The organism is Variovorax sp. WS11, from assembly GCF_010499245.1.
Classification (GTDB): Bacteria; Pseudomonadota; Gammaproteobacteria; order Burkholderiales; family Burkholderiaceae_C; genus Variovorax.
Genome location: NZ_JAAGOW010000005.1, coordinates 1,060,215 through 1,080,598, shown reverse-complemented (window position 1 = coordinate 1,080,598; position 20,384 = coordinate 1,060,215). Strand labels below are relative to the sequence as shown.

General features: G+C 63.7%; 16 protein-coding genes and 1 pseudogene. 10 read left to right on the top strand and 7 right to left on the bottom strand.

Annotated features, from left to right (window positions below):
• The first annotated feature begins 21 nt into the window (after positions 1–21).
• The 5 genes from GXN78_RS39680 to GXN78_RS39660 all read left to right on the top strand — a co-directional run bounded on the left by GXN78_RS39680 (position 22) and on the right by GXN78_RS39660 (position 4,114).
• Positions 22–279: a hypothetical protein gene (locus GXN78_RS39680; RefSeq protein WP_106561383.1), complete on the top strand. Its 258-nt coding sequence runs from the start codon at positions 22–24 to the stop codon at positions 277–279.
• 516 nt (positions 280–795) lie between these two features.
• Complete coding sequence (locus tag GXN78_RS39675; protein ID WP_239143158.1) at positions 796–1,344, top strand: tripartite tricarboxylate transporter substrate-binding protein; 549 nt, start codon at positions 796–798, stop codon at positions 1,342–1,344.
• A 144-nt stretch (positions 1,345–1,488) separates the two neighbouring features.
• Positions 1,489–2,481, top strand: a complete 993-nt coding sequence (locus tag GXN78_RS39670; protein WP_106561386.1) for a tripartite tricarboxylate transporter substrate-binding protein — start codon at positions 1,489–1,491, stop codon at positions 2,479–2,481.
• Complete coding sequence (locus GXN78_RS39665) at positions 2,478–3,317, top strand: SDR family NAD(P)-dependent oxidoreductase (RefSeq protein WP_106561387.1); 840 nt, start codon at positions 2,478–2,480, stop codon at positions 3,315–3,317. The genes GXN78_RS39670 and GXN78_RS39665 overlap by 4 nt, the downstream gene beginning before the upstream one ends.
• Positions 3,318–3,331: 14 nt before the next feature.
• Positions 3,332–4,114, top strand: coding sequence for an enoyl-CoA hydratase/isomerase family protein (locus tag GXN78_RS39660; protein WP_106561388.1), 783 nt, complete (start codon positions 3,332–3,334; stop codon positions 4,112–4,114).
• Positions 4,115–4,216: 102 nt separating this feature from the next.
• Here the strand turns inward: GXN78_RS39660 and GXN78_RS41815 are convergent.
• Positions 4,217–4,353, bottom strand: a pseudogene (locus tag GXN78_RS41815) (amidohydrolase); the annotation flags it as partial.
• Between GXN78_RS41815 and GXN78_RS41810 the strand changes: the two are divergent.
• The 5 genes from GXN78_RS41810 to GXN78_RS39635 all read left to right on the top strand — a co-directional run bounded on the left by GXN78_RS41810 (position 4,315) and on the right by GXN78_RS39635 (position 11,966).
• The gene (locus GXN78_RS41810) at positions 4,315–4,731 is read left to right on the top strand and encodes a LysR substrate-binding domain-containing protein (RefSeq protein WP_343231051.1); all 417 of its coding nucleotides are present in this window, start codon (positions 4,315–4,317) and stop codon (positions 4,729–4,731) included. The pseudogene GXN78_RS41815 and the gene GXN78_RS41810 overlap by 39 nt on opposite strands.
• A 194-nt stretch (positions 4,732–4,925) precedes the next feature.
• Positions 4,926–5,873 (top strand): LysR substrate-binding domain-containing protein, encoded by a 948-nt coding sequence (locus GXN78_RS39650; RefSeq protein WP_164256366.1) that lies wholly within the window; start codon positions 4,926–4,928, stop codon positions 5,871–5,873.
• Positions 5,874–5,986: 113 nt separating this feature from the next.
• Positions 5,987–7,423, top strand: a complete 1,437-nt coding sequence (tcuA, locus tag GXN78_RS39645; RefSeq protein ID WP_106561460.1) for an FAD-dependent tricarballylate dehydrogenase TcuA — start codon at positions 5,987–5,989, stop codon at positions 7,421–7,423.
• Entirely contained in the window at positions 7,407–8,615 is a 1,209-nt protein-coding gene (tcuB, locus tag GXN78_RS39640; RefSeq protein ID WP_164255358.1) for a tricarballylate utilization 4Fe-4S protein TcuB, read from the top strand. The genes tcuA and tcuB overlap by 17 nt, the downstream gene beginning before the upstream one ends.
• 2,028 nt (positions 8,616–10,643) lie before the next feature.
• Positions 10,644–11,966 carry a porin gene (locus tag GXN78_RS39635; RefSeq protein WP_106561103.1) on the top strand — a complete coding sequence of 441 codons (1,323 nt, stop codon included), beginning with the start codon at positions 10,644–10,646 and terminating at the stop codon, positions 11,964–11,966.
• 1,225 nt (positions 11,967–13,191) lie between these two features.
• Here the strand turns inward: GXN78_RS39635 and GXN78_RS39630 are convergent.
• From GXN78_RS39630 to GXN78_RS39605, 6 genes are read right to left on the bottom strand one after another with little or no spacing between them, the layout of a single operon-like run.
• Complete coding sequence (locus tag GXN78_RS39630; RefSeq protein ID WP_239143092.1) at positions 13,192–14,604, bottom strand: aldehyde dehydrogenase family protein; 1,413 nt, start codon at positions 14,602–14,604, stop codon at positions 13,192–13,194.
• A 19-nt stretch (positions 14,605–14,623) separates the two neighbouring features.
• Positions 14,624–15,133: a MaoC/PaaZ C-terminal domain-containing protein gene (locus GXN78_RS39625; RefSeq protein WP_106561101.1), complete on the bottom strand. Its 510-nt coding sequence runs from the start codon at positions 15,131–15,133 to the stop codon at positions 14,624–14,626.
• Positions 15,134–15,171: 38 nt separating this feature from the next.
• The gene (locus GXN78_RS39620) at positions 15,172–16,350 is read right to left on the bottom strand and encodes a hypothetical protein (RefSeq protein ID WP_106561100.1); all 1,179 of its coding nucleotides are present in this window, start codon (positions 16,348–16,350) and stop codon (positions 15,172–15,174) included.
• Between the two features lie 7 nt (positions 16,351–16,357).
• Positions 16,358–16,768 carry a Zn-ribbon domain-containing OB-fold protein gene (locus GXN78_RS39615; protein WP_106561099.1) on the bottom strand — a complete coding sequence of 137 codons (411 nt, stop codon included), beginning with the start codon at positions 16,766–16,768 and terminating at the stop codon, positions 16,358–16,360.
• 17 nt (positions 16,769–16,785) lie between these two features.
• Complete coding sequence (locus tag GXN78_RS39610) at positions 16,786–18,561, bottom strand: thiamine pyrophosphate-binding protein (RefSeq protein WP_106561098.1); 1,776 nt, start codon at positions 18,559–18,561, stop codon at positions 16,786–16,788.
• A gap of 31 nt (positions 18,562–18,592) precedes the next feature.
• A complete protein-coding gene (locus tag GXN78_RS39605) occupies positions 18,593–20,368 on the bottom strand; it encodes an FAD-dependent oxidoreductase (protein ID WP_106561097.1) in 1,776 nt (591 codons plus the stop codon).
• Between the last annotated feature and the right edge of the window lie 16 nt (positions 20,369–20,384).

Here is a 20,384-nt window from a genome sequence, read left to right as displayed (position 1 = left end):
GTACTTATGAATTCGGCACACATGAAAGACCCGGAGGGAAGCGATCGCTTCCTCAAACTGGTCGACTTCAAATGGTTGATGGCTGGCATTGGCTGGTGGGTCGATCTGTCGCGTCTGCAGAGCGATGAGGCCTACATCGAGGAGTGCCTGCAACGCGCTCTGAGGAGTAACTCAGAGTTGCTACAGGCGCGCAGTGTCGAGATGCTTGGCTTGCGGCGCGGTTCGGATGCGCATTGCGACGCTGCCATGCCGTCCACCTTCATCGGCTTGGCATTGTGATGTAGCTAAAGGTGGGCTTGGCAAGGAGTTTCATCAATCAAGTGCGGATAGGTACATAGCTGCCTGGCGTACCACACTAGAAGCACACACGCGTGACCCATACATTCGTTCCAGCATCGACGGTCTCGCGGCGCCGGCTCCTGGCCTGCGCCGCACCGGAGCTGCGCGCTCAGGCGCCGTTCCCCTCCAAGCCGATCAAGCTAGTGATCGGCATCGCACCGGGCGGCACCGTCGATGCCATGGCGCGGCTCTGCGCACTCCACCTATCGACGCTGCTTGGCTCGCCCGTCATCGTCGACAATCGACCGGGGCCTTCCAGATGCCTGCAATTCGGGCGCTTCTCAATTCGCCAGCGGACGGCTACGTCCTGTTCCTCACGAACGGCAGTGCCGTCTCGCTCGCTCCCGCGTTCGAGAAGGGTCTTCCGTACGACCCGGCGAAGGATTTCGCCTTCATCGCGCGGACCCCATCACGTCCTCCGTCCTGCTCGTGTCAGAAGACTTGCCGGTGAAATCGATGGCCGAGTTGATCGCGTACTCGCGCGCCTATCCCGACAAGCTGAACTATGGCTCCGCGGGTACCGGCACGTCCAACAACCTGAAGATCGAGTTCATCAAGTCGATCACTGGTCTAAAGGCGACCCATATTCCTTACAAGTCCGATGCCGATGTCCTGCGGGAGCTGGCAGCTGGTACTGTGCAGTTCAGTATGGCCACGCCGCAAAGTGCGCAGCCATTCCTGTCCTCGGGCAAGGTTCGCGGAGCCGGCCAGCCACTTCCCCAGGTTCCCCGTACCCGGCAGATCCGCATCCAGGGACTGGACAAGACCGAGCCCTATGGCTTCTACGGAATCATCGGCCCGGCAGGACTGCCGCAGTCCATCGTCGACCAGTCGAATCAGGCCATCAATCGAGTGTCCGCCATGCCTGAAGTGCGAAAGTTGATCGTCGAGTCCTACTTCATGACGCTGGTAAGCGAATCCTCGACGCAGTCCCGTGACTTCACCTTGTCCGCATTGGGCAAGGCGCGCGAACTCGTCAAGATGATCAAGCCGGATGTCAAGTGATCCGGCCTGGTCACTCGGCATGCCAATCCAAGTTTCTAACGCGCCCCGCGGTTGCTTTGTTACCAAGCCAAAAAAAGTGCGCGACGCGACAACACGCCTCAATCCGAACTGGCCCCTTTTCTACCATTGTCAGGAGATGACACCATGAACAAATTTCGGCGCGCGTCGCTGCTGTACTGCGGGTGCGCGGCGCTGACAGTCGCAGCGTGGCAACCGATCCACGCTGTCGCCGCGGACTATCCCAGTCGACCCATCAAGATCCTCGCTGGGATCGCGCCGGGCGGCACAGTCGACATCATGGCCCGTCTTTACGGACAGCAGCTCTCGATGCTTCTCGGTACTCCTGTTGTCGTCGAGAACAAGCCTGGGGCCTATCAGGTCCCTGCCATCCGCGCACTGATCTCCGCGCCGCCGGATGGCTATACCTTATTTTTTACGAACGCAAGCGCCGTCGCGCTCGCGCCCGCCACGAACGCGGACCTACCCTATAACCCGTTCAAGGACTTCAGCTTCATCGCCCAAATCGCGAACACGTCGTCCGTGCTGCTGGTGTCGCCTGAGCTGCCCGTCAAGTCGATGCGGGAGCTGATCAGCTATTCGCGCGCTAATCCGGGAAAGATAAGCTATGCATCGTCTGGTCTGGGAACAGCCAGCAACCTTAAGATCGAGTATTTGAAGGGAGCGACGGGGTTGGATGCAACGCACATCCCCTACAAGGCAGATGTTGACGTGATCAGGGCACTACAAGGCAACACCGTCCAGTTCGGGATGGTGCCTGTACAGACTGCCAAGGGCGCGCTATCTACTGGCACCGTGCGGGCCGTCGGCGTCACCTCACCTGCGTCGACCAAGCACCTGCCTGGCGTGCCCGGAACGTCCGAAATGGGAATTAAGGCGATCGAGGTAATGGAGCCCTATAGCTTCTACGGCTTGATCGGGCCGGCCGGATTGCCAAGGAATGTTGTTGACAAATTGAACGCTGCCATCAATAAGATCTCTGCTATGCCCGAGGTCCAGACCCGGATGGTCGATATCTTGGCGATGGACGTGGTTACGACCACACCAGAGCAGTTCCGCAAGAACGGACAAGCCGAATTCAACAAAGCCAAGGAAGCCTCCAAGCTGATCAAGCCATGACAAGTATCGACAAAAATGCCGCAGGGTGGACGCGTTCCAAACGCGTTGAAGGAAAGGTCGCCGTTGTCTTCGGCGGCGGCCAATCGGCGGGCGAGGGCATTGGCAATGGCCGTGCCGCCTGCATCCGCTTTGCCCGCGAGGGCGCGCGCGTCCTGGTCGTCAACAGGGGCATTGACTCGGCCGAGGAAACGGCGCAAATCATCCGCGACGAGGGCGGCGAGGCCTTTGCGTTCACCGCGGACGTGACGCGCGAGGACGAGATCATCGCGGCGCTTGTCGAAGCAGTTCGCAGATGGGGATCGCTGGATATCCTGCACAACAATGTCGGCGTCAGCCTAGCGGCGGGAGACGGCGAACTGGTGGAGATCAGCGCAGATGTGCTCGATCACCAGTACCGCGTCAACTTTCGAGGGATCGCGCTGGCGTGCAAGCACGCGCTGCCGATCATGCGCCAGCAGCGAAGCGGCGCCATCGTCAACATCTCGTCCGCGGCAGCAGTCGGCCTGTCGCCTTTCGCCGGCTACAAGGCAGCGAAAGCCGCCGTGAATGCGCTGACCGAGCAACTCGCACTTGAAAACGCCAAGTACGGTATTCGGATCAATGCCATCATGCCCGGGCTGATCGCGACGCCAATGGCGGTGGGAACGCGGTCTCGCAACTGGAACAGGTCGGCGGCCGATTTGATCGCCGAGCGCAGCGCGAAGGTCCCTTTGGGCAAGGCGGGGACCAGCTGGGACATAGCCAACCTTGCGTTGTTCCTGGCATCGGACGAGGCAAGCTTCATCACCGGGGAGTGCATCCTGGTGGATGGAGGTCGAATCCTCAACCGCATTTAGCCGAGGAGCCTCGAATGGAAAGTATCGATGTCACTGTTGTCCAGGACGACCATGTCGCGATTGTGGAACTGCAGCGGCCACCTAACAATTTCCTCGACGTCGATCTGATCGGCAACCTGGCAACCACTCTGGAGGAGCTCGATCAGGAGCCTCTATGCCGATGCATCGTTCTGGCCGCCGCCGGCAAGCATTTTTGTGCCGGTGGTAACCTGAAGCAGCGCATGGACGCTGAGGTCCAGGGAGAAACCGTCGTGGCGCCGGGCCGCCATATCTACAAGGAAGCACGGCGCCTTGTGCAAACGCGCAAACCGATCGTCGCGGCGGTGCACGGCAGCGCAATCGGCGCAGGCTTGGGGCTTGCGGCCGCCGCGGACTTCCGCGTGACATGCAAGGAGGCACGGTTTGCAGCCAACTTCACCGCGATCGGCTTTCACCCCGGATTCGGCCTGACGATCACGCTTCCAAGGCTGATCGGACAGCAGCAGGCGCGCTGGATGCTGCTGACGGGCGCGCGCATAACCGGCGACCGGGCCTTTGAGATTGGGTTAGCCGATCGGCTGGTGGGGCAGGACGAGGTCCGCGCCGTGGCGGTCGACATGGCCCGGCAGATCGCGGAGGCCGCGCCGCTGGCGGTGCAGGCGACCCGCGCATCACTGAATGCCGATCTGGTTGCCGAATTTCGCTCTGCGACTGAGCGGGAATCCTTTGAGCAGAATTGGCTGCGAGAAACGCAGGACTATCAAGAAGGCGTTCTAGCAAGCCATGAGCGCCGCAAGCCAGTATTCAAGGGTTCGTGACAAAGCCATAAAGATGCTTTTGGCAGGTCTGAGTCTATGTCGCTTCAGGATGCAGTTTTTTAGGTAAGACTGAAGTTCAAGAGTGCTGCTCCGAAGAATACAGGTGGAGGACACCGCGAAGTCGCCGATCCAATTCACCATGAAGCTGGCGCGTGGGCTGAAGATCGTGAGATCGCTGCCGCGCTTCTCGTCACTCGCAACTGGTTGCTCTCGAACGACTCGGGCCGCTCGTCTTCAGTTCCGACGCCCCGTACGACGCGCTGGCGGCATCGCTGCGCAGCGGCGACATTGACTTCATCCTCTGTGCGCTGCGCAGCGACGAGGAGGTGAAGGAACTGCAGCAGGAACCGCTGGTCGAAGACCGCATTTCAGTGATCGCCCGCTCAGGCCAGCCGCTGGCGCGCGCCGCGCGCCGCGCGCAACATCGACTTCGACGCGCTGCGTCAGGCGAGCTGGGTGCTTCGCGGCCGGGCTCGCCGTCGCGTGAGTTGCTGGAGCGCTTCTTCTCGGAAGCGAAGCAGGCGGCACCGGTGCCTGCGGTCGAGACCGGCGACCTCGCGGTGCTGCGCAGCCTGCTGCTGGAGAGCGACATGCTGACCGCGATTTCGGCGCATTAGCTGCACTACGAGATTCGCGACGGCAGCCTGGTCATCTGAACTTTCCACTCGACATGACGCAGCGCCAGGGCGCCTTCCCCTCGCCGGGCGCGCGGGCGCTGATGCAGGAGATCGGCGCGGTGGTGGCCCGGTCGCCCGAGTTTGCCGCGTGAAGGTATGCGAGGATCGCTACTGTCTCCTTCGATCAGCCCCACATGGAACTGCGCCAGCTCCGCTATTTCGTTCGCACGGTCGAGCTCGGCAGCATCGGCCGCGCGGCGATCGACCTCGACCTCGTGCAATCGGCGCTCAGCCAGCAGATCAGCCGGCTCGAGAGCGAGCTGGCGACGCGCCTGCTGCAACGCACGGCCAAGGGCGCGGTGCCCACGGAAGCGGGCCTGGCCTTCTTCCGCGAAGCGCAGCTGACGCTACGGCACGCGGACCAGGCCGCCCGCGTTGCGAAGCATGCGCGGCTGACGGGCACTGTCAGCGTCGGACTCGCGCCGACCACCGCGGCGGTGCTGGCCATGCCCTTCATGCGCGCGATGCGCGAGCGCTATCCGGACGTGCGCCTGCACATGGTCGAAAGCCTCTCGGGCCACTTGACGGCGATGCTCAATGCCCGGCAGCTCGACCTGGCCGTCCTCTTCAACACCCAGGCCGCGAGGCGCTGGAGCGTGATGCCGCTGCTGGAGGAGAAGCTGCTGCTGATCCGCGCTCGCCGCCACATGTCGGCCAGCGCAGCGACGAGCACGCGCAGCATCTTCACCGCCCGGCTGGCCAGGCTGCCCTTGATCCTGCCCACCGGCACGCACGGACTGCGCAGCGTGATCGATGCCGCCTTTCTGCGCGAAGGGGTGGTGCCGCATCTGGTGGCCGAGATCGATTCGCTGGCGATGCTCATGGACACCGTCGACGCCGGCTTCGGCGCGACCGTGCAGCCCGGCGCGGCGGTCGGGCGGTGGCCGGATGCGGCGGAGCGCTTCCACATGGCGCCGCTGGCCGATCGCGAGGCCCGGCGCCGCAATGCGGTGTGCAGCCTGTCGGACGATGAGCTCACGCCCGCGGCACTGGCGGTGCGCATCGTGTTGACGGACACCGCGCAGGCGCTGGTGCGTGCCGGGCACTGGCCCGGCGCATCGCTGGCGGACGGCGCGCGTTAGCCTCCAGACCCATCACGATTCGTGAAGGGGCCATGCGATGCGCCCCCTGGGCAGAGGGCGCCACCCTTCCTACAGTTGCTGCTTCCCTCGATGAAGACAAGAGAACGCAGTGCATGGCTCCCCTTGATGTTTTGGTGATCGGCGGCGGCAATGCCGCGCTGTGCGCCGCGCTGATGGCGCGCGAGGCCGGTGCGTCGGTGCTGGTGCTGGAGGCCTCGCCGCGGGCCTGGCGCGGCGGCAACTCGCAGCATGTGCGCAACCTGCGCTGCATGCACGACGCGCCGCAGGATGTGCTGGTCGACGCCTATCCCGAAGAGGAGTACTGGCAGGACCTGTTGAAGGTCACCGGCGGCCGCACCGACGAGAAGCTCGCGCGGCTGGTGATCCGCGCTTCCTCGAACTGTCGCGACTGGATGCGCAGCCACGGCGTGCATTTCCAGCCGCCGCTTTCGGGCGCGCTCCACGTGGCGCGCACCAACGCCTTCTTCATGGGCGGCGGCAAGGCGCTGGTCAACGCCTACTACCGCAGCGCCGAGCGGCTGGGCGTGGCGATCCGCTACGACACGCCCGTGCTTGCCATCGAGCTCGAGGGCGAGCGCTTCGTTGCCGCGCGCACCGCCGCCGGCGAGCGCATCGAGGCGAAGAGCTGCGTGCTGGCCTGCGGCGGCTTCGAATCCAACCGCGAATGGCTGCGCGAGGCCTGGGGCCAGAACGAGCGGGGGGAATGGCCCGCCGACAACTTCCTGATCCGCGGGACGCGCTTCAACACGGGCGTGCTGCTGAAGCACATGATCGATGCCGGCGCCGACACCGTGGGCGACCCCTCGCAGTCGCACTGCGTCGCCATCGATGCGCGCGCGCCGCTCTACGACGGCGGCATCTGCACCCGCATCGACTGCGTGTCGCTCGGCGTGGTGGTCAACCGCGAGGCGAAGCGCTTCTACGACGAAGGCGAGGACTTCTGGCCCAAGCGCTATGCGATCTGGGGCCGGCTGGTCGCGATGCAGCCGGGGCAGATCGCGTGGTCGGTGATCGACCGCAAGGCCGTGGGCCGCTTCATGCCGCCGGTGTTCCCGGGCACGCAGGCCGACACGCTGGGCGAGATCGCCAAGAAGATCGGCCTCGACGAGACCACCTTCCTGCAGACCATCGGCAACTACAACGCTGCCTGCCGCGCCGGCAGCTTCGACCATACGACGCTGGACGACTGCCATACCGAAGGCTTGTCGCCGGCCAAGACCCACTGGGCGCGTCCGCTGGACACCGCCCCCTTCTACGCCTACCCGCTGCGGCCCGGCATCACCTTCACCTACCTCGGCCTGAAGGTCGACGAGACCGCGGCGGTGCGCTTTGCGGACAGGCCGAGCCCCAACCTCTTCGTGGCCGGCGAGATGATGGCCGGCAACGTGCTGGGGCAGGGCTACACCGCGGGCGTGGGCATGAGCATCGGCACGGCCTTCGGCCGTTTTGCCGGTACGCAGGCCGCGCGCTGCGCATTGAACGACAAGACAAGAACATCGATGGAGACCGCCGTTGCAGCCGCTCACTGAACTCGTCGCGCGCGCCAGGTTGGATGCGGACGGCGTTGGAACAGCCAACCCGCGCGTCATTCCGATCCGGCCCGCGCTGCCGCCGACGGCGACCGAGGAGGAGGTCTCCCGCATCCTGCAGATCTGCAACGCCTGCCGCTACTGCGAAGGCTTCTGCGCCGTGTTCCCCGCGATGACGCGCCGGCTCGAATTCGGCAAGGCGGACACGCACTACCTCGCCAACCTGTGCCACAACTGCGGCGCCTGCCTGCACGCCTGCCAGTACGCGCCGCCCCACGAGTTTGCGGTCAACGTGCCGCGGGCGATGGCGCAGGTGCGGATGCAGACCTACCACGACTACGCGTGGCCGCCGGCCCTGGGCGCGCTCTATGGCCGCGCCGGCCTCACGGTCGCAATGGCGCTGGCCGGCGGGCTGGCACTGTTCCTGGTGCTGGCCGTGGCGCTGTCCGGCTCGCTGCTGCACGAGCCCCTGGCCGGCAACTTCTACGCCATCTTTCCGCACAACTTCCTGGCGGGCGTGTTCGGCGTGGTGTTCCTCTTTGTCGTCTTCGCGCTGGGCATGGGCTTGCGCCGCTTCTGGCGCGAGGTCTCGCCGGGTCGCGATGGATCGCCGGCCAACGGCGCGGCTGCCGAAGCCACGCGCGACGCGCTGCGCCTCAAGTACCTCGACGGCGGCCACGGCGAGGGCTGCAACAACGAGGACGACCGCTTCACGCTTTGGCGGCGGCGCTTTCATCACTTCACCTTCTACGGCTTCCTGCTGTGCTTCGCGTCCACCTGCGTGGCGACGCTCTACCACTACCTGCTGGGGCTCGAGGCGCCCTATGCGCTCATCAGCCTGCCGGTGCTGCTGGGCACGGCCGGCGGCATCGGGCTGGTGATCGGCCCGCTGGGCCTGCTGTGGATGAACCTGCGGCGCGACCCGGCGCATGGCGACACGGCCCAGCGGCCGATGGACCGCGGCTTCATTGCCTTGCTGCTGCTGACCAGCCTCACCGGACTGGCGCTGCTGGCCTGGCGCGACACGCGCTTCATGGCCCTGCTGCTGGCGGTGCACCTCGGGGTGGTGATGGCGCTGTTCCTCACCTTGCCCTACGGCAAGTTCGCGCACGGCATCTTCCGCTCGGCGGCCCTGCTCAAGTTCGCGATCGAGAAGCGCCGGCCGAGCGGCTTGCAGCTCGGCGACGACTGAGGGCCGGCGCGCCTCCCCGACTCAAGCAGGGGTGCCAGCGGCGGCAGCCAGATCGAGCAAGGCATCCGCGAGGGTCGCAACAAACGAGTGCGTACATTTGTTGAACAAGCAGACTGGTGCTGATTGCGCCTGGAGCCGGCCGCTGCTTGACCCAATGGTTCACATGGCGCTTCGCTGATGTCAACTCGCGCATGCGCAGAGTGCGCATCGTCGGCATCTTGTCTTTGTGAGAAAACTGGTGATCTCCTTGTGCGCTATTCAGTTTGGCGAAATTCCGGCCGGCGTCTAGCTCGAGCCGGCCACTGCCTGAAGCACGGAGCGGCCCCTGCTCCAGCGCACAAAGGTTCAAGGAGCGCATCATCATGATCGAAGGCCAACGCGCCCCTTCTTCCTCTTACTTCTTCTTCCTTCTTCGTCGCCTTCTTCTCCTGGAAGGAGAAGGAAAGCAAGGGGAGGGAGGTGGAAAGAGAGAGAGGACCGCGCGACGTCCTGGGTCATTGCAAAGTGAACGTCTTGAAGGAAGGGTGCTCGGTAACTTGGGTTTCCCAGTGCGCTCCGCACGCATGCAGCATGTCATGCAGGATGTCCACGCCCGGACCGATGGGGGTCGTCTGAGCAACTGCTTCGACCGCTGTCGTACCGCGACTCGCATCAAGGTGCATCACCACTGCCCATCCCATCTCAATCTCTCATCAACAAGCAGGTGCTGCCTTGAGATCCCGCTCAACGATTTGATGATCAAAAAGGCTTGACAGGTGAGTCCACATATAAGGGAACTCCCCCATCCCATTAAAATCGCTGCGCACCGCGACTGCCGGCAACTGAATGCCAGGGCTGGGTTGCGATTGTCCATCTACTCACTTGAAAAGGAGATGTCCATGAATACGCCCACTGATTCCCACCGGCGCTCGACCGCCCCAATTGATAGGCAAGGTAAGACCCACTCGGGGCGTGCCAGAAGATGGTCCGTGAGGTATGGAGTGGATCAGGGCGTACCTGATACGCTGTCACCCAGTCTGCAACTGCAGGTGATGCGATGGGCAGTACCGAGCTTTACCGATTGCGTGACGACGCAGTGGACGTTAAAACGCGTGGACATAGACTTCGCCAGCTGCATGCGCCGGCGCCACGCTTGCAGTGTCCAAGCACTCGGAACTGCGTGCCAATCTGCCGCGGACGGAATCTCACATGCTCAGCTACAACAATGGCGTAGCAGCCTCGCCAATAGCTGTCCCCATTGAGCCGGTCAACTCCTGGCCGGCCTTGCATGTCGGTTCACCTCAATTCTGGGGAGTCGACCACGATGTTGTCGACGCCCTTCTCGACTAGTCGTCGAAGCCACCAGCCGTCGCACCCGTGCTTCATAGCACGGGTGCACCTTGGCCTGCGGCTCGAGCTTGCAGCGCTCCCGGGTCATGCGAATGGAGTGCGCAAACGCGACCGTTTTCCCGGGATCCGGCTGCATGGGCTCGTGCCTTGGCGGCCGTCACTCACCGTCAAACTCCAGGACCTGTCGCCGAGCTCGACGCTCATGTCCCCAGTGGATCGCCTTAGACCGCCGTACTCACGCTGTGGGACTGCTTGGGTCATCGACATCTCCATCTCCTTGCCAATACATTAAGCGAATCCCGTTCTATCGAAGCGGGTTTTGCTCGGTAGTCCCGGATTGCATCCTTCATGGTCTTTCCGGGCAGCCTTTTCTAGCGAGGCTTTTGGCGGGCACAAGGCCTGGACGCTTTCCCGCAGGTCGACGGCAACGCGTCTGCGGAACCGGGACCGAGGCCTTCGTGTTTGCCGAAGACTGGCAGGAACCCTGAGCGGCGGAATGGAAGCTGACGCTTAGCATTTCGACGCTGTGCTCTTCAGCCTGACTAGAAAAGTTGAGTCAACGACATTGGGGTGTCGTGTCCACTCGACGGCGATGACGCATGAAGTCGGAGTGCTCTTCGACACCGACCTCGCTCCGAATATCGAGGAAGCTCATGAGTCGGCCGATCGATCGCAGCAGTTCAAACAGGAATTAATCTCATGCAAAAATCATTCATCGCACTTGCCGTCCTAGCTGTCACCTCGTCGGTGTCGGCCCAGTCCTCCGTGACGTTGTTCGGAGTGGTCGACGTCGCCGTCAGCCGCTACAGCGTCAAGAGCGAGTGGTACAACAACACGGCCAATCCGTTCCTGCTGCCTCCGCCTGGGCAGCCCGACAGCATCAAAAGAAGCCAGACGGCCCTATCCCAGGGCAATCTCGCCACTAGTCGCCTTGGTTTTCGCGCCACTGAGGATCTCGGCGGCGGCCTGGCCGCCAGCTTCTGGCTGGAAGGCCAGATCAATCCGGACGACGGCTCGCGCGGCATCCTGAATTTCAACCGCCGCTCCACCATAAGCCTGTTATCCAGCACTCTGGGTGAACTGCGCCTAGGGCGCGACTACACCCCTTCTTTCTGGAACGACACGGTGTTTGACCCTCTGGCCGGGTTGGGCACCGGTATTAGCCTGATCAATACGATCTTCCAGAACCTGGCCACCGTGCGCGGCGCAGCCACTACTGCCAATCCGGGCGTCATTGGCTTGGGCAGCCACGATTCCTATGTGCGCACCAGCAACAGTGTGGGCTACTTCCTGCCGCCCACGCTTGGCGGCGTCTATGGGCAGGTCCAGTATGCGCTGCACGAGAACGTCGAGCAGAGCAACTTGCCGGGCACGCCGAGCAAGAAGGGGCGCTCCTTCGGCGGGCGCCTGGGCTATGCGAACGGGCCGATTGACGTGGCGGTGGCCTACGGGGAGAGCACGGTGGGCGATGTCACCGCGCTAACGGCCGCGGGGCTGCCTACCGGCGCGGGCTTCGAAAACAAGATCAAGAACGCTAACCTGGGCGCGAGCTACGACTTCGGCGTGATCAAGCTCTTCGGCGAGGTGTCGATGGCGCGCGACGAACTGGAGACCAGCGTTCCGCTAACGGCGGGCCTGTCGGCGACAGTGAGCGAAAAGGACAAGTACACGGGCGGGTTGATCGGTGCGACCGTGCCCGTGGGCCCGGGGCTGATCCGCTTGGCCTACCAGCGTGTCAAGTTCAAGAACGATCCCGGGCTGGTGCCGCCCACGCTGTTCGCGCCCAACCGGGATGCGTCGGCCAATAAGCTCGCCATCAGCTACGTGCACAACCTGAGCAAGCGCACGGCGCTGTACGCGACGGCGGCGCGCATCCGCGTCAAGAACGGGGAGAACAACCCTGCCGTCATGGGCGCGACGGCGGGGGGATCGCCGACCTACCTGTCCACTGGCAACGGCGTGGCCGGCTACCGGCCGCGCAGCGCGACGGGCTTCGACTTCGGCATTCGCCACGCGTTCTGAGCCGTTCAACACCGGCGGCGCCCCTTGCGGGTGCCTGTTTCAATGCACAACCAGAGAGAGGTTTCCCGCAGAGTCATTTGCAAGTTTCTCCACGGGTTCACGCCGGGCGCCTTGCGCCCGGCTCTTTTTTATAGGCGGGAAACCGGCTGCATCGATCGGCTCAGCGTGGCGGGCACCATCCCTCATGGGAACTTGCTTACGGATTCGTCCACCTTTCTCATCTGTCGACTCCTTGAGCCGTTCCAACAATCTGACCAAGGACGGCAGCCTATGTTGGACGCAAGTGTGACTGCAGCCGTTAACTACTCAAAGGAGACGGAAAGATTCGTCGCCTCCTCAAGATAATGATTGTGCGCGGGCTCGCCGCATGGCATGGCGTTGATTGCGAGAAACGCACTGGCCCAGAGCAAGCGCTCGAACATCCCGAATGAGAGCCGGAGAGTAGATGTTCAACTCCAATCCGGAGACAATCGAGAGGAAAGCCCGCCGGCGATCAGCACCTGCAGGCGGATGGAGAAGTTCGCCTCGGTCTGTGCGGTCCGGTGGGGGCCAGATGCTGTGCGGGCAACGAACTGTCGCTTGGGGCCGAGTTCACCCGGTAACAGTCCGGATGAGTCAATGCGGGGGCAGTTCCTGATGTCGCTTGACATGAAGATCAGCCTGATCGGTTTGGGCGCGCCCAAGGGCGGTGAATTTGCTCGGAGGCTCCTGGCCCGGAAGCTTGCCCACTGCAGCGACGTTGTGCTCCTCTGTCTGCCGCGCAGCAAGGGTATGCGGCGGGCGATATTCGCTCCAGAAGGTCCGGTGGAAGGACTCAGGACGGACACGCTGGTACGTGGCTCGATGACGGGGCGCCAACGCGGTGCGCAGCCTGTTCAAGGCAAGATCAAATGTCTGCGACCGAGGGCCAGCATCGGGATGCTCGCCTGTGCAAGGAGCCAATCCGCTCTTGCAAAAAGAGCCTGCGTGAGGCAGTTTTCCACCAGTGATGTCTGGGAAATCAGTGTGAGGCTCCCGAGAATGGCGGGATGCTGCTCGGCTGTCTTCGGGCTCTGGAATGGATCTGATCCGGCAGGAAGGCCGTTGCCATCGGTAGACGGTGGGTCGCAGCCGCCCCAGACAATACCTTCGAAACCAGGGGCATTTCCAGGGGCAATTCTTCCAAGACTATTGGGATCTCATGGGGGGCTGTGAGGTGCGCGCTACGCACCTTCTTTTCGATCCCCTACTCCGTGAAACTGACCATCCGCATTTCGCACATTTCATGCACTGCGTAACGAGGGCCCTCTCGCCCGAAGCCGGAATCCTTGGTGCCGCCGTAAGGCATCAGGTCGACGCGAGAGCTTGACGTTTCGTTGATGTGCACGCCGCCGACGTTGAGTCTTCGCACGGCCTTCATGGCCGAGTCGATACGATTGGTAAAGAACCCGCTCGCAAGGCCATATGGCGTCGAGTTGACACGATCGATCGCCTCCTCGATGTTGTCGAAGGGAATAAGGGTCATGACGGGACCGAAGACTTCGCTGCAACTCACCTCGCATGCCGGATCCACATCCGCGAGCAAAGTCGGCGGCACGACAGCGCCTTGCCTCGGTCCGCCAGCAAGGCGCCGGGCACCGCGCGAGAGAGCCTGCTCGATCCAGCTTTCGAGCCGCTCGGCAGACGCCAAACTGATGACTGGGCCGATTTGCGTCCTGGCATCCTGCGGATCGCCGAAGCGCAGCGCCGACACCATCGTGGCCAATCGCGCCTCCACGTCGCCTAGCCGGCTGCGTTCCACAAGCAGATTCTGGATCGACGTGCAAACCTGGCCTGCCTTGCGGTAAGCAGAGCCGACAATTTTCGGCAACGCCACCTCTAGATTGGCGTCGGCATCCAAGATGGTGAAGGCGATGCTGCCCAATTCCATCTGGGTACGACGCAGTCCGGCACGTTGCTGGATATCCCGACCCACCTCGGTGCTGCCGGTGAAGGCGAAGAAGCGGATTGCGCGTTCGGCAATCAACCAGTGCGCAACCTGTGCCCCGCCATGAATCACCGAGATCAGGCCGGAGGGCAGGCCCGCTTCCATGAGCGCCGCAGCCAGAAGATTCGCCGATTGGGGCGTGCTGCTGGAAGGCTTGACCACCACCGCGTTGCCGGCCGCGATTGCCGGCGCGACCTTGTGCGCGACGGTGTTGATCGGTGCGTTGAACGGCGTGATAGCGCAGACCACGCCCAGCGGCACCGGAATGGTGAAGCCAAGGCGGCCCGCCTGATCCGGAGCGCCTTCCAGGGGAATCATCTCGCCAACCAGTCGGCGCGCCTCTTCTGCCGACAGACGGAAGGTCTGGATGCAGCGCCGCAACTCACCATGTGCATCGGCCTGACTGAATCCAGCTTCCACTTGCAGGACCTTAACGAACTTGTCGCCGTCGCGCTCGATGATCGCGGCCGCTTTGTCAAGGATCGCTCCGCGGCCGTGGGGTGTCAGCGCCGCGCATCGATAGGCGGCTTGGGCGGTGCCCACAGCGGCGCGCACTTGATCCTGCGATGCGACATGCAGGCGCGCGAAGGGTGTCAGCCGGTACTTGTCTAGCACCGGCCATTGCTCGGCGCCGTCCTGCCACTCGCCAGCGATGAGAAGGCGTATCTGCATCAAATTATCTCCACTCATGTCATACCTTTTGCGATTTGTCTGATGTGCTGATGTGGGCGTCATGTGGCGACTTGCGCTTGTACATGAGGGTGGCCTTCATCTCCTGAACCACCGTCCCGTCCTGCTTGACGCAACGGCGCTCGAACACGATCACGCCGCGATCGGGCTTGCTCGTCTCCTTTTTGTCGATAACGCGCGAGTGCATGCGGATCGTGTCGCCGTGTTTGATCGGGCCGAGAAGACGCCAGCCATCGATGCCCAACAAGGCCAACATAGTTCCGTCGTTGATGCCGCTGGCGTACTGCAGCCCCCCCATGACCGCATAAATCAGCGGGCCATGCGCCACTGGTTCGCCGAAGATCGTTGTCTTGCAGTACTCGTGGTTGACGTGTACTTCGTTGAAGTCGCCGGAGATGCAAGCGAAATTGACGATGTCGGTGCTGGTGATCGTGCGGGCGGGCGTGACCATCTCTTCGCCAAGCTGAAAATCTTCGAAGTATTTGCCGCGTGGTTTGTAGCTTTCCGTCATTCTTGGTCCAGTTCGTGGATTACGCTTCAAAAGCCCGTTCAGCCCATCTGGCCGGACAGGATCACCGTGCAGTGCGACGAGAGAATGCCGCCTTCGTTGTGAACCAACGCCAGTTCGGCGCCTTGGACCTGCCTCTCGCCTTCGTCACCGCGGAGCTGGCGCACGGCCTCGACGATGCCGAACAGCCCCCCAGCGGCCCCGGCGTGGGCATGCGAGAGCATTCCACCGTGGGTGTTGATGGGCAGCTTGCCGCCGATGCGAGCATCCCCTCGCTCGAAGAAGGCGCCGCCCTCGCCGGCTCCTACGAAGCCGAGTTCCTCGAGCTCGATGATGGGAACGATCGTGAAGCAGTCGTACAGCTGGGCGACATCGATGTCCCCAGGACCGACACCGGCCATCTCGTAGGCGATCCGGCCGGACTGCGCCGCGCCGAAGTTCGTCATGCTGGGCGCGCACATGATGTGCTCGTGCGTGTGCATCTCCCCCACACCAAGCAGGAAGGCCGGCTTGTGCCGCAGGTCTTTCGCCCGCTCGGCCGAGGTCACGACGAAGGCGCCGGCCGCGTCGGAGATCAGGCAGCAATCCAGCATGTGCAAAGGATCCGCGATCGGCTTGGATGCCAGCACCTGCTCGATGGTCAGGGGCGCTTTCATCTGCGCGTTGGGGTGCATGGCTGCATGCGAACGGGTGTTGACGGCGACGCTGGCGAGCTGAGCCCGCGTTGTGCCGAACTCGTGCATGTGACGGCGAGCGACCATGGCGTAGAACCCGGGGATCGATCCCCCGTAAGGCTTCTCAAATTGAGGATGCCCGACATTGGTCAGGACGGCGATGGCGGCGTCGCGGCCGAGCCCTGTCGCCCGGTTCTCGCCGGCGCAGACCAGCACCGTTTCGGCCAACCCTAGGGCGATCGCCTGTGCGGCGTGCCGCAGCATGATGCCGGGGCTGGCACCGCCCGCGACCATGGAGGCACACATCTTCGGCCTGAGTCCGGTGTACTCCGCAAGCGACGAGCCGAGCATCGTGTACGACTCGGTGAACGAGTAGGCGGTGAGCAGCCCGTCGACGTCCGAAGGCTGCAGCCCCGCATCGTCCAGTGCGCGCCGCATGGCCTGCGTATTCAGGCCGAGGCCGGACATGCCAGGCACCTTGCCGATGTCGGACTCGCCGACGCCGACGACCGCCACCTTGTTTCTCAGAGAGATGGATCCAGTCATGGCGTACTCAGTCCTCCGCCCGGCGGAATTGTGGAAGCCTGGCCCCATCGCCACGATCTTCGAAAGTCACCTTCACGCGGTCACCGATGCGAACTGCCAGCGCGGATTCGCCGATCACGTTGGCGAACATGCGCGGTCCCTCGTCCAGATCGATCATGGCGATCACATAAGGTGCGCCGGCCGCGAACGCCGGCGTCGGCGCACGGTGGATGACGCTGAAGGTGTGAACCACGCCGTCACCCCGGCTCTCGACCCATTGCAACACATCGGACCAGCAGTGGGGACACAAATGGCGCGGCATGAAATGCATGCGGCCGCAGGACGTGCAGCTGCGGATGAGCAGTCGGCCCTCGCGCGCGGCGTCCCAGTAGGGCCGGGAGTCACCGTTCGGCTCGGGCTGGGGCAGCTGCGAGGACATGGGGTCTCCTCGCGTGCTCACGCTACGTATGGCTTGCCGAACATCGGCTCGCGGAACGGAGTCGGCGGCAATTCCCACGTCCCGGTCGAAGGCGGGCGCACCTCGGAATCCACGTGCACATCGATTACGCAGGGCCGGCGGTTCTTCAGGGCCAGCTCGACGGCGCCGCGCAGGTCTTCGCTGCGCGTTACCGTCATGCCATCGGCGCCCGCGGCGCGAGCCCACGCGGCAAAGTCCGGGTTGTAGCGCTCTCCCCCCGGCCCCTGTTCACCCTTGTAGAACGCCGTGCCGAGTTCGCGGCCACCGAACATGCCGTACTGAATGTCTCGGATGGCCGACCACGCGAAGTTGTTCCACACGATCCAGACGCAGGGCAGGTTGTATTCGACCGCGGTGCACACGACATAGGGTGTCATCGTAAAGCCTCCGTCTCCGACGACGGCTACGCAGGGACGGTCCGGCGCGGCCAGTTGCGCGCCTAGCACGCCACAGACACCGAAGCCCATAGAGGAATAGCCCCAGCTGTTGAGCATGCTCTGCGTACGCTTGGGTTTCCAGAACTGCATGAACCAGTTGTGGTGCACGCCGGAGTCGAGCGAGAGGATCACGTCGTCGGGCAACACGTCTTGCAGCGCACCCACGACATACTCGGGTCGGATCGGCGTGGTCACGGCGCTGAAGTTGGGACGCACGAAGGCCTCCCACTCGCGCTGCCAGCTTTCGACCTGGTCGCGCCAGGCCGCGAAGCGGCCGGTATCGGCCGTTGCATTCTCGACCTCGGCAAGAAGCTGCTCGCAGAAGGTTCTGCAATCGGCCACGATTCCGACTGTGGGCGGGTAGTTGCGGCCCAACTCCTGGGGATCGATGTCCACATGGACGAGCTTTGTCTTGGGGAAGTTCCAGGAATAGCCGGGGTGCCAACTCGAGGAGGATCGATCGTCGAATCGCGTGCCGACGGTGATCACCAGATCGGCGTGGCGGCCTGCCTGGTTCGCAGGATAGGCGCCGTTGCGCCCGATGAAGCCCAGCGTCATCACATCATCGGCCGGCACACAGCCCATGCCGTTGGGGGACGTGATCACCGGCGCACCCAGCCTGCTCGCGAGAGCCGTCAGGGCCGGGCCAGCCTCGGACAGTGTCGCGCCATGGCCGATAAAGAAAACGGGGCGCCGGGATTCGCTCAGCAGCGCCATCACGGCGGCAAGGTCGGTGTTGGATGCAGCTGGCCGGAGCTGTCCGAGTGTGTGCGCAGGTGGCGGCAGCTGCACGTCGGCCTCTTCCTGGTAGAGGTTATAGGGCACGTCCAGGTTTACCGGCCCCGGGCGCCCCGAGACCATGGTGTCGCAGGCCTGTCGCAGGGCAAGCGGGAGCATGTCGACGCGCGAGGGCTGGAAGCTGCGCTTGACGACCGGTCGCAGAACGTTCGGGAAATCCGCTTGGTTGTGCTGGTATAGCTCCTGAAACGGCGCCCTGTTCATCTGCGAGGTCGGGACGTTGGAGGTAATGGCCAGGAACGCCGACGAATCGGACAGCGCCGTCGCCAGCGACATGACCATGTTGGCCGAACCGGGACCCGTGGACGTCAGTGTTGCAACCGGCTGGTGCTTCACACGGAAATAGGCGTCCGCCATGTGACCCGCACACTGCTCGTGGCGCGGAGAGACCAGCTGGATCTTGTCGCCCACCTGATGGAGCGCGTCCAGCATGCCCACGTTTCCGTGCCCGCAGATGCCGAAGATGTACGGCATCTTCTGCTGCACCAGGTACTCGGCAATCAGTTCGCTTCCCTTCATCGATATCTCTCTTTCGTCAAGGTTTTGAATGTCATGGGGTCCATCCCCCTCCGTTGCACGCCGCCTTTGATGCCTCGGAGGTGCGCGGCATCTCCGATGGTTGTTCGAGGGCGTCGAGCTCGCCACACGCATGCGACGCTGCCAAGAAGCCGAAGACCAGCCCAGGCCCCAGGGTGATGCCCGGACCTGGATACGCGCCATTCATGACCGATTCCATATCGTTACCGCACGCATAGAGACCTGGAATCGGCGCCGCGTCACAGTTCAGCACGCGGGCGAACTCGTCGGTGCTGATGCCGGCTGCCATACCCAGGTCCGCGGGGTACACGGCGACCGCATAGAAGGGGGCGCGTTCGATAGGTGCAACGCAGGGGTTCGGCGACTGGTCGGCATCGCCCAGGTGGCGTTGATAGATGTTGGAGCCGCGGCCGAACTCCGGATCGCGGCCATGCACGGCCTCGGCATTGAAGCTCCGCACAGTCTCAACGAACGCAGGGCTTGGGATCCTCAACGACTCGGCGAGCGCCTCCAGCGAATGCGCCTTTCTCAAGTACCCGCACTCCAATTGGCGGCGAATAGACAGGGCAAAAGGGCGAACGCGCCCCAGCCCGTACTTCCAGAGGAAAGCCTTGTCGCAGATCAGCCATGCAGGAATGCTGCTGTCGGGTGCCCGCAACTGGGCCCGGACGAACTCGTGGTACGACACGGCCTCGTTGACGAAGCGTCGCCCCTGGTTGTCGACCGCAATCAGGCCCGGCTTAGCACGGTCCGTCACCGTGTGCGGGAACACCGCCCCGATACCATCGACACCGGGACAGACCGACACCGGCACCCAGAACGCCTTCGCCTCGTCGACCGTCGTACCCGCGGCGCTCATGCCTGCGCCCACGGCAGTGGCCAGGTCCGCGCCCGAGCAGCGTGCCGGCGACTTCACCGTCGCCGACAACAAGCCCGCTGTCCGCGGAATGTACCGCTGCTTCAGCGCCGTGTTGTGTGAAATGCCGCCGGTCGCCAGGATCACTGCATCGCGCGCGAGGATGCGCCGAGCGTCGCCAGCACAGTCACCCTCAATGCCGACGACCCGGCCTTGCTCCTGGATCAGCGCCGTGACCGGCATGCGGGTCGCAATGTCGACGCCCAGATCGCGCGCCGACTTCAGTAGGCGTGCCGCCAAGGCGTTGCCAAGGACGAGCGTCGTTCCCCGGTGCGCGCGTAACCGCTGGAGTGCATAGCGCCCGACGAGTTTCGCAGCATGCCAGGCGGCGCGCGGCGATCGCCCTATGCGTCGCAGCACGGGGAGATCCTCCCGGCTAACCATCATCCCTTCGAACAGCAGGAATTCGGGCAGTGGATCGCGCAGCAAGGCGAAGTCATCTCCCAGGCCGGAGCCGTCGAAGGGCACCGGCTCCAGAACCCGGCCCCCTGCCGTGGCGCCCGGCGCCTCGGGGTAATAGTCCGGGTACCTGCGCACCGGCTGCAGCCTCAGGGAGGTCCGTGCTTCGAGGAAGGCGATGGCTTCGCCGCAGCGCGCAAGAAACATCCCCATCCGGCGGTCGCCGACGCAGCCTGGCACCGTATGCTTCAAATACTCCTGCGCGGCATCCAGGCTGTCCTCCATGCCCAAGGCGCGCATCTTCGAGTTGCCGGGTATCCAGACCATGCCCCCCGAAACAGCAGTTGAACCGCCGATCCGCTCGCTCGCTTCCAACACCACAACACGCCTCCCGTGCGCGGCAGCGGTGCACGCAGCCGCGAGGCCGGCCGCGCCAGAGCCCACCACGATGAGGTCATACACATCGTGGATCATTTCGTTCGAATGGGGG